This window comes from Pseudomonas sp. OTU5201, from assembly GCF_038440135.1.
In the GTDB taxonomy this organism is placed as follows: domain Bacteria; phylum Pseudomonadota; class Gammaproteobacteria; order Pseudomonadales; family Pseudomonadaceae; genus Metapseudomonas; species Metapseudomonas resinovorans.
The window spans coordinates 59078-71751 of record NZ_JASATC010000019.1 but is presented as its reverse complement, the minus strand read 5'-3'; the positions used below and the strand labels follow the sequence as shown (position 1 = coordinate 71751).

At 65.4% G+C, this 12674-nt stretch carries 10 protein-coding genes; 1 reads left to right on the top strand and 9 read right to left on the bottom strand.

Annotation, left to right across the window (positions count from 1 at the left end; translation table 11 throughout):
* Positions 1–127: 127 nt before the first annotated feature.
* The 5 genes from tpx to AAHM40_RS13845 all read right to left on the bottom strand — a co-directional run bounded on the left by tpx (position 128) and on the right by AAHM40_RS13845 (position 8379).
* Positions 128–625 (bottom strand): thiol peroxidase, encoded by a 498-nt coding sequence (tpx, locus tag AAHM40_RS13865; RefSeq protein ID WP_342245165.1) that lies wholly within the window; start codon positions 623–625, stop codon positions 128–130.
* An 81-nt stretch (positions 626–706) separates the two neighbouring features.
* Entirely contained in the window at positions 707–2071 is a 1365-nt protein-coding gene (locus AAHM40_RS13860; protein WP_342245164.1) for an alanine/glycine:cation symporter family protein, read from the bottom strand.
* Positions 2072–2302: 231 nt separating this feature from the next.
* Positions 2303–5950: a translocation/assembly module TamB domain-containing protein gene (locus tag AAHM40_RS13855; RefSeq protein ID WP_446731571.1), complete on the bottom strand. Its 3648-nt coding sequence runs from the start codon at positions 5948–5950 to the stop codon at positions 2303–2305.
* Positions 5947–7677 carry an autotransporter assembly complex protein TamA gene (locus AAHM40_RS13850; protein WP_342245163.1) on the bottom strand — a complete coding sequence of 577 codons (1731 nt, stop codon included), beginning with the start codon at positions 7675–7677 and terminating at the stop codon, positions 5947–5949. Before AAHM40_RS13850 ends, AAHM40_RS13855 begins: the two co-directional genes overlap by 4 nt.
* Positions 7678–7725: 48 nt before the next feature.
* On the bottom strand, positions 7726–8379 hold the full coding sequence (locus AAHM40_RS13845; protein WP_342245162.1) for a GNAT family N-acetyltransferase: 654 nt from the start codon (positions 8377–8379) through the stop codon (positions 7726–7728).
* A gap of 133 nt (positions 8380–8512) precedes the next feature.
* On the opposite strand from AAHM40_RS13845, the gene xthA reads away from it, so the two are divergent.
* Positions 8513–9325 (top strand): exodeoxyribonuclease III, encoded by an 813-nt coding sequence (xthA, locus tag AAHM40_RS13840; protein WP_342245161.1) that lies wholly within the window; start codon positions 8513–8515, stop codon positions 9323–9325.
* Positions 9326–9430: 105 nt separating this feature from the next.
* On the opposite strand, the gene AAHM40_RS13835 is transcribed toward xthA, so the two are convergent.
* The 4 genes from AAHM40_RS13835 to AAHM40_RS13820 all read right to left on the bottom strand — a co-directional run bounded on the left by AAHM40_RS13835 (position 9431) and on the right by AAHM40_RS13820 (position 12629).
* Positions 9431–9868, bottom strand: coding sequence for a GlcG/HbpS family heme-binding protein (locus AAHM40_RS13835; RefSeq protein ID WP_342245160.1), 438 nt, complete (start codon positions 9866–9868; stop codon positions 9431–9433).
* A 12-nt stretch (positions 9869–9880) separates the two neighbouring features.
* Positions 9881–11242: a metal-dependent hydrolase family protein gene (locus tag AAHM40_RS13830; RefSeq protein ID WP_342245159.1), complete on the bottom strand. Its 1362-nt coding sequence runs from the start codon at positions 11240–11242 to the stop codon at positions 9881–9883.
* A gap of 107 nt (positions 11243–11349) precedes the next feature.
* Positions 11350–12273, bottom strand: coding sequence for a LysR family transcriptional regulator (locus AAHM40_RS13825; RefSeq protein WP_342245158.1), 924 nt, complete (start codon positions 12271–12273; stop codon positions 11350–11352).
* The gene (locus tag AAHM40_RS13820; RefSeq protein ID WP_342245157.1) at positions 12249–12629 is read right to left on the bottom strand and encodes a Rieske (2Fe-2S) protein; all 381 of its coding nucleotides are present in this window, start codon (positions 12627–12629) and stop codon (positions 12249–12251) included. Before AAHM40_RS13820 ends, AAHM40_RS13825 begins: the two co-directional genes overlap by 25 nt.
* Positions 12630–12674 lie beyond the last annotated feature (45 nt).

The following is a 12674-nucleotide window of genomic DNA, read 5'->3' as shown; positions in this document are numbered from 1 at the left end:
CCTCGATGGTGGATAGAAAAGCGCTATCCACCCTACCGATCGGTAGCCCGGATGAAATCCGGGGGCGACGCCGGCCAGAAAATGAAGAAGGGAGGCCATTGGCCTCCCTTCTTCATTTCATCGTGCCTTACAGGACAGCGATGGCCGCTGCGTAGTTCGGCTCGTCAGCGATCTCGCCGACCAGCTCGCTGTGCAGCACCTTGTCGTTCTCATCCAGTACCACGACCGCACGGGCGGCGATGCCGGCCAGCGGGCCGTTGGCGATGGCCACGCCGTAGTCCTTGAGGAAATTGGCGCCGCGCATGGTGGATAGGTTGATCACGTTGTCCAGGCCTTCGGCACCGCAGAAACGCTTCTGGGCGAACGGCAGGTCAGCGGAGATGCACAGCACCACCGTGTTGGCCAGCTTGCTGGCCTCGACGTTGAACTTGCGCACGGAGGTGGCGCAGGTCGGGGTGTCGACGCTCGGGAAAATGTTCAGCACCTTGCGCTTGCCGCTCAGGCTGGCCAGGGTCACGTCGGACAGGTCGCTGCCGACCAGGCTGAAGGTCGGGGCTTGCTGGCCCTGTTGCGGCAGCTGGCCGTCGACGTTGATCGGATTGCCCTTGAGGGTTACTTGAGCCATTGCATGGATCCTTGTTTGAGGTGTGGTTGTACGAAGACGCCAAGTTAAGCACGGCACGCGGCAAAAGTCCTGACCCTAAAGTCAGGAAACGCTCACCACCAGACGATCCCTGGCGAAGTACTCACGGGTCAGCTTCACCACGACGGGGCTCAGCAGGAGCAGCGAGAGCAGGTTCGGCAGAGCCATCAGGCCGTTCAGCGTATCGGCCACCAGCCATGCGAAATCCAGCTGCGCCACGGCGCCGAAGGGAATCGCCAGCACCCAGAGGATGCGGAACGGCAGGATCGCCTTGGTGCCGACCAGGAACTCCCAGCAACGCTCGCCGTAGTAACTCCAGCCCAGGATGGTGGTATAGGCGAAGATCACCAGGGCGATGCTCAGGATGATTGCGCCGAAGCCGGGCAGCGCCGATTCGAAGGCCGCCGCGGACAAGGCCGCACCGCTCTGCCCACTGGTCCAGACGCCGGAGCAGATGATCACCAGGCCAGTCATGGTGCAGATAATCAGGGTGTCGATGAAGGTACCGAGCATGCCGATCAGGCCGGAACGCACCGGGCTGTTGGTGGTGCCGGCGGCCTGGGCGATACCGGCGGTGCCGAGGCCCGCCTCGTTGGAGAAGATACCTCGGGCGACACCGAAGCGAATGGCCGCCATCACCGCCGCGCCGGCAAAGCCACCGGTGGCTGCGGCCGGGCTGAAGGCATGGGTGAAGATCAGCGAGAAGGCGCCGGGAATGGCGTCGACATTGATCGCCAGCACCACCAGCGAAGCGATGATGTAGGTGACGCACATGAAGGGCACCAGCGCCTCGGCCACCTTACCGATGCGGCGGATGCCGCCCAGGATCACCAGGCCGGTGATTACCATGGTGGCAACGCCGGTCGCCCAGAGCGGGATGTCGAAGGTGGTTTCCAGGGCATGGGCCATGCTGTTGACCTGCACCATGTTACCGATGCCGAAACCGGCCAGGCCGCCGAAGATCGCGAAGGCGGTGCCCAGCCAGAGCCACTTCTTTCCCAGGCCATTCTTGATGGCATACATCGGGCCGCCGACATGCTCGTTGCGCTCGTCCTTCTCGCGGTAGTGCACCGCCAGCACGACTTCCGAATATTTGGTGGCCATGCCGACCAGCGCAGTGCACCACATCCAGAACAGCGCACCCGGCCCACCGAGGAAGATGGCGGTAGCGACACCGGCGATGTTACCGGTACCGACCGTGGCGGCCAGGCAGGTCATCAGCGCCTGGAACGGACTGATCTCACCGCTTTCGTCGTCACTCTTGACACGTCCCCGCCACAACAGGCGGAAACCGGTACCGATACGCAACAACGGCATGAAACGCAGGAAAACCATGAGGAACAGGCCGGTACCGAGGATGGCCACCAGCATGGGTGGGCCCCAGACGAGGCCGTTGATCTGATTCACCAGATATTGGATGGATTCCATAGAGGGCTCCTTTCTTCTTGTTCGAAGGAGCGGCTGTAGCCGACTCCAGGTTCGGAATCCCGTTGCCGGTAGGCATCGGGATCATTCCATGACGCAGTGGCAACGGGTGACGTCGCCAACCGGAACATAGGGACTGCGGGACGGGCACTGGAAAGGTCCGAGGCATGCCGCGGCGCGGATGCTAGCACGATCCCAGGCCATTTCCGCCAGACAGAAAAGCAGTCTCCTACCTCAGAAATCCCGCTTGTAGAACAGATCAAGCGAACTGGCCAGACCACTGGCGGCTTCCAGGTAGAGCTGCTTGGTCAGCTCGTAGCGCAGCGCCACGACGCTGGTGGAATCCACCACGCCGAGGCCGTAGCGGATGCTCAGGCGATCGGTGATCTGCCCCAGGGCGCCGTCGTCATCGAGCTGCAGATCCTTGAGGCCGAGGCGCTGAGCCAGCTCGCTGGTCAGCGGCGCGCTACCGGACAGACCCATGGCCAGAGCGGCTCGGCCCACTGCGTTACCGTCGCCCTCGCTGCTGTTCAATGGCCGGCCAAGAATCAGGTAGGACAGCGCCTGTTCCTGACTCATGGCTGGATTGGAGAAGACTTCGGTGCTGGGCTCGTCGGCACGGCCATTCAGGCGCAAGCCGGCGGTGACGTCACCCACCGTGCGGACGGCTTCAACGTCCAGATAGGGCTGGTCCAGCGGACCGGCGAACAGCAGGCGCGCGCGGCGCAGGTCAAGGCGTTGGCCATAGGCACGATAACGACCGTTCTTCAGTACCAGCTCCCCGTTTCCAGTGAGGTTGTCGCCGACCTTGAGATGGCCCTGGAGGTCCGCGGTCAGGCCGAAGCCGGAGAACTGCAGGCGATCCTGGCCGACTTCCACGTCCACGTTCATGGCCATTTCCAGCGGCTGCTGCTCAGCGTCTTGCTCGCCCACCAGGCGCGCATCCGGTGAGACCTTGACTGCCTGGGGCGGCAGCTCGCGTACCTTGATCTTGCCGCGCGGCACCAGCACCTTGCCGGTCAGCGCCAGACGGCCACTGGCGAGCCCGATGCGAAGGTCGGGTTCCACGTCCAGGTTCGCGTACGGTTCCACCACCAGCGGCAGGCGCGAACCACGTAGCGCCAGGTCGAGGTCCAGGCCACGGGCCCAGGCCAGGTTGCCCGACAGGCTGCCCTGCCCCTGGTCGCCGCTGCGCCACTGCCCGCTCAACTCGAGGCTTTCGCCAGCGATACGCGCATCGAGGCCGAGGGACTCGAAGCTCATGGGCAGGTCGCCACCGCCGATGCGGCCATCGGCCAGACGCAAGTTGCCCAGTACATAGGGCGCCTGCAGGGTGCCGCTCAGGCTGCCGGCCCCTTGCAAGCGGCCTTCCAGCGTTTCCACCTTGGGCACGAACGGGCGCAGCACGGCGAGGTCCAGCCCATCCAGACGGAACTGACCGGACAACGGTTTGTTCGCCGGGCGCGGATCGATCTGTGCGTCCAGTTGCAATTCACCGAGGCCCTGGCCCTGGAAACTCAGCTGGCTGTCGATGCGTTGCGGGCGCAGGGTGCTGTCCAACAGCAGGCGCTGGTAGGGGAAGTCGACCCAGCGATCCTCCTCCTTCAGTCGCAGCACCCCGCTGCCGGCGTCCAGGGTAATGCGACCGCTGGGGCCGCTGGCCGGTAAGTCGAGCTTGAGATCGGCATTCAGCTCGCCCTGCCAGGCGAAGTCGTCGGGCAGCCAGCGCGCCAGGCTGGCCAGGGGGAAGTCGCGCAGGCGGTAGTCCAGCTTCGGCTCAGGCATCAGGCGCTGCTCGCCGCCGCATAGGCTCGCCGGCCCGGAGCGCCAGCAATGCGCGCCGAAGATCAGCTTGCCGTCGGCCAGCCGTTCCAGCCGCGCCGGTGCTTCCAGGCGCCAGTCCTGACCGCCGGCCTGGACCTCGCCCTGCGCCAGCCGCCCGCGCCAGTTGCCGCCCTCCAGCTTGCCGTCCAGGGCCAGCAACAGGTCGAGCATGGCCCCCTTGAGGTTGAGTTCCAGTTGCTGACGAACACGATCACCTGAGCCTTCCGCTGTCAGGGTCCCGAATTCGTTGTCGCCAGACGCCAAGCCGTCCGCCTGCAGTTGCACACGGCCACGCTGGGCAGCGTCCAACTGGGCATCCAGCTTGAGTCTGTCGAGGCGGTTGTCGCCCTGCCCCACGCGTTCGCCGGTCAGCGCCAGCTTGCCTTGCGGTGCCTGCAGCGTGCCGGCCAGGTCGAGGCGGCCCTGGACCTTACCGAACAGCTTCGGCCAGAGCTGGCCCAGGCGATTCAGGACCAGGTCGAGGCGGCCGCTGAGCTTCTGGTCCAACTGGCCCCGGCCTTCGATCCTGTTGTCGCCCAGGCGCACCTGCAGCGCATGGAGCTGCCATCGTTCGCCCGCTCCTTCTGCCTTGGCCTGGAGCAGTGCAGGCTGGCCCCGCAGCTGGCCCTTGAGATCGAGATTGGCATTCAGGTCCAGGCGTTGGTCACGCCAGGCGCCCCTGGATTGCAGATTACCGGCCAGCTTGCCCGGCAACTCGGCCAGCCAGTAGGAAGGGTCGAGCTCGCTCAAGGCCAACTGGCTGTCCCAGCCGAAGCCACTGGCGAAATCGATTTTCACCCGACCCTGGGCCCGGCCCTGCCCGGCCTTGAGTTGCAGATCGGCCAGAGTGACGCTGGCCAGGTCACCCGCCACCGGGCTGCCGACGCTGAAGTGACCGGCCGGCCCCTTGAGGCGGGCGTCGAACTTGCCGTCATAGCGACTGCCGGCGTAACGCACCTCGGCGTCCAACTGGTGCAATTCCACGGGTGGCGGCTGTTCCTGGGGGAACAGACGTTGCCAGGGGAAGTCGCGCCATTGCAGGCGGCTGTCGATGGCGAGCTCCCGCTGCCAGTCGACCCGTCCCTGCAACGCCAGGGTCTGCTGCGGCTCGCCCGTGAGCAGAAGCTGCCGGATATCCGCACCCCGGGCATCGACCCGGCCATCCAGGCCCAGTGCCACGGCGCCGCCTTCCCCCGGCAGGCTGGTCTTCCCCAGTACGGCATAGCCGTCCTTGAGGTCGCCTTTTGCGGTCAGCTCCACCTGATTGAGGACCAGGGTATCCGGCAAGCCGGCGCTGGCCTTGAAGCCATCGGCCCGCAACGTAGCGCTAGCCGGCAGGTTGTCTGCCAGCGGGCGGAGCTCGCCGTCCAGGCGCCCATTGAGGTAACCGCTGCTGTCGGCGTGGAGCGTGAGCACGCCCTGCAGATCGCCCTTCGCCTTCAGCGCCAGCCTCCAGGGCCCCTCGCCCGGCGCGGGCAACTGCAGGCTGCCCTGCACTGTCATTGGCCAATCGCCTTCGGGGCGCAGGGAACCTTGCAGTTCAAGCGAAAGTTCGTCGCGCCGCAGGCTGAGGCGCTCCAGCTGCAGGCCATCCGCCCGCCAGCGCGCCACCAGGTCCAGTTGCTGGAACTGATCGCTGCCATCGAGGACGAAGCGACCGACGCGCACTTGCCCGACCTCCAGCGCCAGCGGCAGGCGCAACTCCGGCAGGCTGATCGGGCCGGTCGCTTCGTCGGATTTCGACGGCGGCAGATCGAGCTGGATGCTCTCGATGGCCAGTTCGTTGATACAGAGGGTGCGACGCATCAGGCAGGCGGGCGACCAATCCAGCCGTGGCGCATCCAGCTTCAGGACGGTGCCATCCTGCTGCCAGGACAGGCGCGTCGCGCTCCACCGCCCCCCGAGCGTGCCACTGAAGCCGTCCACCTCGAGCCCAGGTACGTGGCCCAGCAACCAGCGCCCACCGACCTCCGTGAACAGCAGCACGGCCGGAATCGCCACGATGCCCGCCAGGACGGCAGCCAGCCCTGCGAGGCCAAATTTCAGCGCGCGCCTCACAGTTCCGGCCCCATGGAGAAGTGGATGCGATAGCCCCCCGGGTCATCCAGCGCCTTCGCCACGTCCAGGCGAATCGGCCCCACCGGCGAGACCCAGCGCACGCCCAGGCCAGCGCCCGTCTTCATGGCCGCGTTGAGAGAGTCCATGGCGTTGCCGCGGTCGACGAAGGCTGCCAAACGCCATTTTTCTGTGAGGGGGTACTGGTATTCGGCACTCCCCACCAGCAGGTAGCGGCCGCCCACCTTCTTGCCATTGCTGTCTTCCGGAGAGAGGGTCTGGTAGTCGTAACCCCTCACGCTCTGGTCACCACCGGCGAAGAAGCGCAGGGACGGCGGAATGGCATCGAAGTCGGTCGTGGCAATCCCGCCGGCCTGCACACGGCCCAGCACGCGATGGCCGCCAGGCAGCGTGTAGAGTCCCTTGGCCATGGCGCTGGCGTAGGTGAAATCGGTGTCGGAGAGGATGCCCTCCTTGGCGCCACGCACATCGAACTGCAGCGAATAGCCGCGATTGGGATCGAGTTTGTTGTCGCTGCGGGTCACGCCGTAACTGATCCCGGGAATCAGGAAGCTGCTGCGACCATCGTCGCTGCCGTCACCGAAGTCGAAGGTCTCCTGCTCCCAGCGCAACGACACCACCCGCTGCCAGTCGCTGGGCAGCTTGGACTGCCACTGGCCACCGAGGGTAAAACGGCGGCTATCGACATCCACCAGGTTCTCCCGCTGCAAACCGGTGGAAAATCGCAGGGTGTCGGTAAGGGGCGGGTCCAGGGGTATCTCGTACCAGGTGCCGACGTTCTGTCGTACCGGGGAAACTTCGGTCTCCGCACCCAAACGATGGCCCTGGGGGTTGATCCAGTGGCGAGTCCAGTTGGCTCGGGCGCGAGGTCCCACGTCGGTGGAAATGCCGACCCCCAGCCCCACGGTGCGCGGCTTCACGGCCGCCAGCTTGACCTTGACCGGTATCAGCCGGCCGGCACCCTTCACCGGGCTGGCATCCACCCGCACTTCATCGAAGTAGCCGCTGGCCTGGAGGTTTTGGCTGAGCTTGGCGACCTGGTCGGAGTCGTAGGGCGTGTTGACCGGAAACGGCACCAGTCGCGCCAGCAGGTCTGGGTCGAAAGGTGTGTCGCCGTCGAAACTGACCGCGCCCAGGCTGTAACGTGGGCCGCTTTCATAGACCAGCTCGATATCGGCGACGCCAGCGCGCGGGTCGATGTCCAGCCGCTGCCGGGTGAAGCGTCCGTCGAAGAAGCCGTAGCGCAGGGCCTGGTTCTGGATCAGCTTCTTGGCATCCTCATAGGCGCCGTGATTGAGCTGGGCGCCCTGCTTCAGCGCCTTGCTTTCGGGGACGCGAAAGGCCACGAGAGCGCTGGCCTCGCCATCAATCCTCACCACGACGTTGCGCAGGCGTACCGGCTCGCCGGGCACCACCAGCACATGCAGAGCAGGGTCCTTGCCACCGTCGACACGGCTGCCGATCTCGGCCTGGTAATAGCCAAGCGCCTGGGCGGCCTGGTGCGCCTGCTCCTCGGCGGAACGCCGGAAACGTCGCAGGGCCTCTTCATTGCGATCGCCAAGGGCGCCGATGTAAGCCTCGATATTGGCCTTCAGCGCTGCATTGGCAGGTTCGACCTTCACGTCCAGCGTGGCCTTGGCCAGCGCCAGACTACTTGTGCAAAGCAGGCCTAGCAGCAGCGGCCCGCGCAATCCTTGGCGGTAATTCATGCGCGGCATGCTAGCACGGCGTTCCGGCCTTTCCGTGCTTAAGCTCTGTCAGACGTTGGCGCGCATCAAAGGTCGTGGATTGGGGTGGAAGAACACATGCTCGACCACCGGCCCAAGGGCCACCTCCCCCACCTCTTCGTAGCCCTGGCGCTTGTAGAACTCCAGGTAGCGAACATTGCCGGTATCCAGGACCACGCCCTGGGAGCCGTCGTCATCGGCGCACCAGTTGTGCAGCGCTTCCAGCAACTGCTCCCCCAGGTGACGCCCCTGGAACTCCGGGTGGATACCCAACAGCGGCAGCACGTGGTACGGCCCCGGCGGCAGGCAAGCGAGCACAGCGTCGTGGTAGTCGAGGTAGCGGCGCGTGCAGCGGAAGCCGGTGGTGAGCAGCATGCGCAAGCGCCAGCCCCAGCTTTCGGTGATATCCAGACGGCGCTGAGGCGGTGCGATCAGGGCGACCCCCACCAGGCGCTCTTCGATCAACAAGCCAATGGCTGGCAGGTCTTCCAGGAAATGCTGCTGGACCAGTTCCCGCACCGTGGCGCGTACTCGCTGCTCATAGCCCGGGCGCTCCGCCTCGAACAGATAAGCGAAGGTGGGTTCATGACGATAGGCGTGGTACAGCAAGGAGCGAGCCTCGCGGGCATAGCCACCGTCCAGCATGCGCACTTGGACCGGCGCAGTAGGGATGTAACCGGGCATTCACGGCACCTCATTTGTTATGGGTTCTATCGGGCCATGAGGGAAATTAGCACCAGTTCCCCAGCCCGGCCATGCGACTGGCCGGGGTCGTTGCCTTGGGCTAGCATCGCCTTTTTGCCAGGATGCCTTCGCGATGAAGATCGTTTCTTTCAATATCAATGGCCTGCGGGCACGTCCTCACCAGCTTGAAGCGCTGATCGCCAAGCACCAGCCCGACGTGATCGGCCTGCAGGAAACCAAGGTCTCCGACGAGCAGTTCCCGGAAGCCGAAATCCGCCAGCTCGGCTACCACGTGCATTACTACGGGCAGAAAGGCCACTACGGCGTTGCTCTGCTCTCCCGCCAGGAACCGCTTTCGCTGTCCAAGGGCTTCCCCGGCGACGCCGAGGACGCCCAGCGTCGCTTCATCTATGGCACCTTCGCCGATGCCCAGGGCAACCCGGTGACCGTGATGAACGGCTACTTCCCCCAGGGCGAAAGCCGCGATCACCCGGTCAAGTTCCCGGCCAAGGAGCGCTTCTACGCCGACCTGCAGGTACTGCTGGAGCAGCAGTTTCAGCCGAGCCAGTCGCTGGTGGTGATGGGCGACATCAACATCTCGCCGGAAGACTGTGACATCGGCATCGGCGAAGAAAACCGCAAGCGCTGGCTGAAGACCGGCAAGTGCAGCTTCCTGCCGGAAGAGCGCGAGTGGCTGGCGCGCCTGAAGAGCTGGGGCCTGGTGGACAGCTTCCGGCAGCTCAACCCCGAGGTTAATGACCGCTTCAGCTGGTTCGACTACCGCAGCCGCGGCTTCGAAGACACCCCCAAGCGCGGCCTGCGCATCGACGTGATCCTCGCCAGCCAACCGCTGCAGGCACGCCTGAAAGATGCCGGTATCGACTACGACCTGCGCGGCATGGAAAAGCCGTCGGACCATGCGCCGATCTGGCTGGAACTGGCGTGAATCCGCAGGCTGTCGCCGCAAGGCGCCAGCCTCGAATTCGAGCACTTGGCGCTGAGTTGGCGCTGAAATCCCTTTGCCATGGATACGCCTTCGTTGCGGCCGGGGTCAGGATTCGCCGGTATCCGGCAGCAGGTTCGCCGCCAGCACACTGGCGATGGCGCAGCGTTCGTCGTTGTCGGAGGTATCGCCACTGATGCCGATGGCGCCCAGCAACTCCCCCCGCTGATTGCGGATGAGCACCCCACCCGGCACCGGCAGCATGTTGCCGCCGGACAGGTCGCTCAAGGCGTTGAAGAAGGCCGGCAGGGCTGCCGCGCGCCGTGCCAGTTCACGGCCACCGAAGCCCATGCCGAGCACGGAAGCCGCCTTGCCGTTGGCGATCTGCGGGCGCAGCAGGCTCGCGCGCTCGTCGCGCTTGAGCGCCAACAGGTGGCCGCCGGCGTCCAGCACCGCCACGCACAGCGGCTGCAAGCGCAGGCGACGGCCCTCCACCAAGGCGGCGTCGACCATGATGGAGGCGGTTTCCAGGGTCATTCGGTCCATTGCAATCTCTCCTCAGACCAGTTGGCGGGCCGGGCGCTTGCCCATCTCAATGGCACGCTGGCGGGTATGCAACTCGGACCATTTCAGCGTGTTGAAATCGCTGACCTTGAAGGGGTCGTAACCCGGCACCTGCGCGTCGACGCGCCGCCCGCCGAGGTACACGCCGCGGATGCGTTCGCGCTCCTGGAGGATCGACACATTGGCCAGCGGCGAGCCGTCCACCAGGATGAAGTCGGCGCGACGCCCCACCTCGAGGGCGCCGACCGGTTGCGTGGCGGGCATCATCCGCGCCGACACCGAGGTCGCTGCGCGCAGCGCCTGCGCCGGCGTGAAGCCAAGCCAGTCGACGAGGATCTCGAGTTCCCGCGCATGCCATTCGCCGTAAGGAGTGATGGCAAAGCCGCTGTCGCTACCGGTCATGAAGGGCACGCCGGCCTCTCGGGCACGGCGCAGGTTGCGGCAGCCGACATCGATCACCCGCCGCTGCATCGCCGCATAGCCGCAGCGGGTAGACGGTTCGTAGTCCTCGGCGAACTCCACATTATTGGCCAGCATGGTGAAGGTCGGTGCCAGGTGGCTACCCGACTCAAGCATCGCCTCGATGCAGGCATCGTCCATGAAGAAACCGTGGAAAATCACGTCAACCCCGGCCTTCGCCGCGTAGAGCACCGCCTCGCGGCCATAGGCATGCACCGCCGCCTTTTTCCCGAGGCGGTGGATCTCCTCGACCATCCCGTGCGTCTCGTCCTGGGTGAAGGCGGCAATGTGCTCACCGTTGGGGCGCAAGTGAGTCCCGTCCATGGCGATCTTGATCACGTCGACGCCATCCTTGGCCTGCCGGCGGATCTCGCCGACCTGCTCCTCGCGGGTGGCGCAGAGGCGTCCGGTGAAGTAGTCGGGGGTGCCGACCCAGCTGGGAAACCAGTCGTTGAGGCTCTGCCGGTTGGCAATCACATTGCTGCTGGCGGCAATACGCGGACCGCTGAACAGGCCACCGTTGATGGCATTGCGCACGGCGATACTGCACTGGCCGGCGTCGCCCGGCACCACCACCGAGGTGTAACCGGCGGCAAGCACGTGCTGGGTGAAGAACAACCCCCGCAGCGCACGGAATTCCGGCGAGACGTGCAGATCGATGTCTTCCTCGCTCTTGGCATTGCCGAACACCAGATGGGTATGGACGTCCACTAGGCCGGGCATGACGAAGTACTCGCCGGTGTCGATCACTTGCTCGCCGGGCAAGGGCTGCGGCACGCCATCGCGGGGACCAACATAGGTGAACAGACCGTCTTCGATAGTCAGCGCCTGATCGTGGCGGACAAGGTCTTCCAGACCGGTGAAGAGCGTCTTGCAGTGAACGTGGAGTCTGGGCATGGCGGTCGGGTCTCTTGTTGTCGTGCCGTCACGCTACCCAGCGCCCCAAGCGCGAGGAAGTGAAAGATAGTGGTCGCAGGCCATGACGAAAATTGATAGCGCGGGAGTCAGGCGGCCGCCTCCAGCAGCAGCTGACGCAACCAGGCCAACGCCGGATCGCCATCCTGATAGGCGTGCCACTGCATCACCTGGGCGGTGGGCGGGAACACGAGCGGCGGCGCCAGCAACCTCAGCGGGAAGCGGCTCGCGTAAAGCGTTGCCAATCGACTGTGCAGGGTAGCCAGGCAAGGCCCGCCAACTACGAACTCAGGGACCAGTCCAAACTGTTCCACGGCTACCGTCACCCGTCGTTCCAGGCCCTGGCTGGCGAGGAACTCCGCCTCCATGCTGCCCAGGGCGCTTGCCCCCGTCTCGCGCACCACGTGGGGCGAAACCAGGTAGCGTTCCAGGGTCAGCCCTCTCGCCACATCGGGATTGTCGCGACAGGCGATAACACTGAATCCATCCTCGAACACCGGCTGCTCAGGATGCCGTGTGGAGCGGTGTGCATGAGGCAGGATCACCAGGTCGCAATGGCGATGCTCCAGGGCCTCGTCCACCAGGCTACCCGGCTCGGCGCCACGCTGCGGTAGCAGGGTGAGCAGTTGCAGGTCGACCTGCGGCGCTAGGTCCGCCAGGCGGCGTCGGAACGTCGGCATGAGCACGGCGATCACATAGTCCGAAGCCATGATGCGAAAGCGCCGCCGGGTTTCCCGTGGCTCGAAACCGGCATTGGCGAAAGCAATTCCCCGTGCGCCCTCCAGAACGCCCTGGATGCGCGGATGCAATCGCTGCATCAGCGCCGTCGGCAGCATCCGACCACCGACCAGGACAAACAGCGAATCTGCGAAATGCTCCCGCAGTCTGCCAAGGGCGGCGCTCACCGCCGATTGCGTCAGGTGCAGGCGGGTAGCGGCGCGGGTAACGTGCTGCTCGACGACGAGCGCATCGAGCACCACCAGCAGGTTCAGGTCGAGACCGTGGAAACGCATGGAGGCGCTCCTTCCCGGGCCGCACTGCGGGTCTCGTCCAGCCACAGGCCGCCATCGGCCTCCCGCACATCCAGTGCCTGCAACGACTGCCCCAGGCAGGGGCCGAGTACGCAAAAGCCGTTGTCGGGCCGGAACAGCGCGCCATGGGCGAAGCAGACGATGTACTGGCCGTCGCCGGACATGAAGCGATCCTTGCGGTACTGCATGGCGACAGCCAGGTGCGGGCACAGGTTGCGGTAAACCCGCACCTGCCCCCGCCAGCGCAGGGCGAGCACGCTGTCGCGCCCCTCGCTCCAGGGATCGAAGCCCCGCGCAATGCCCTCTTCCAAGTGACCCTCGTGGCAGAGAAATGTCATGTCCTGAAGCACGGCCCGTCTCTGAGTCTCAAGTGAGGGCGCAGG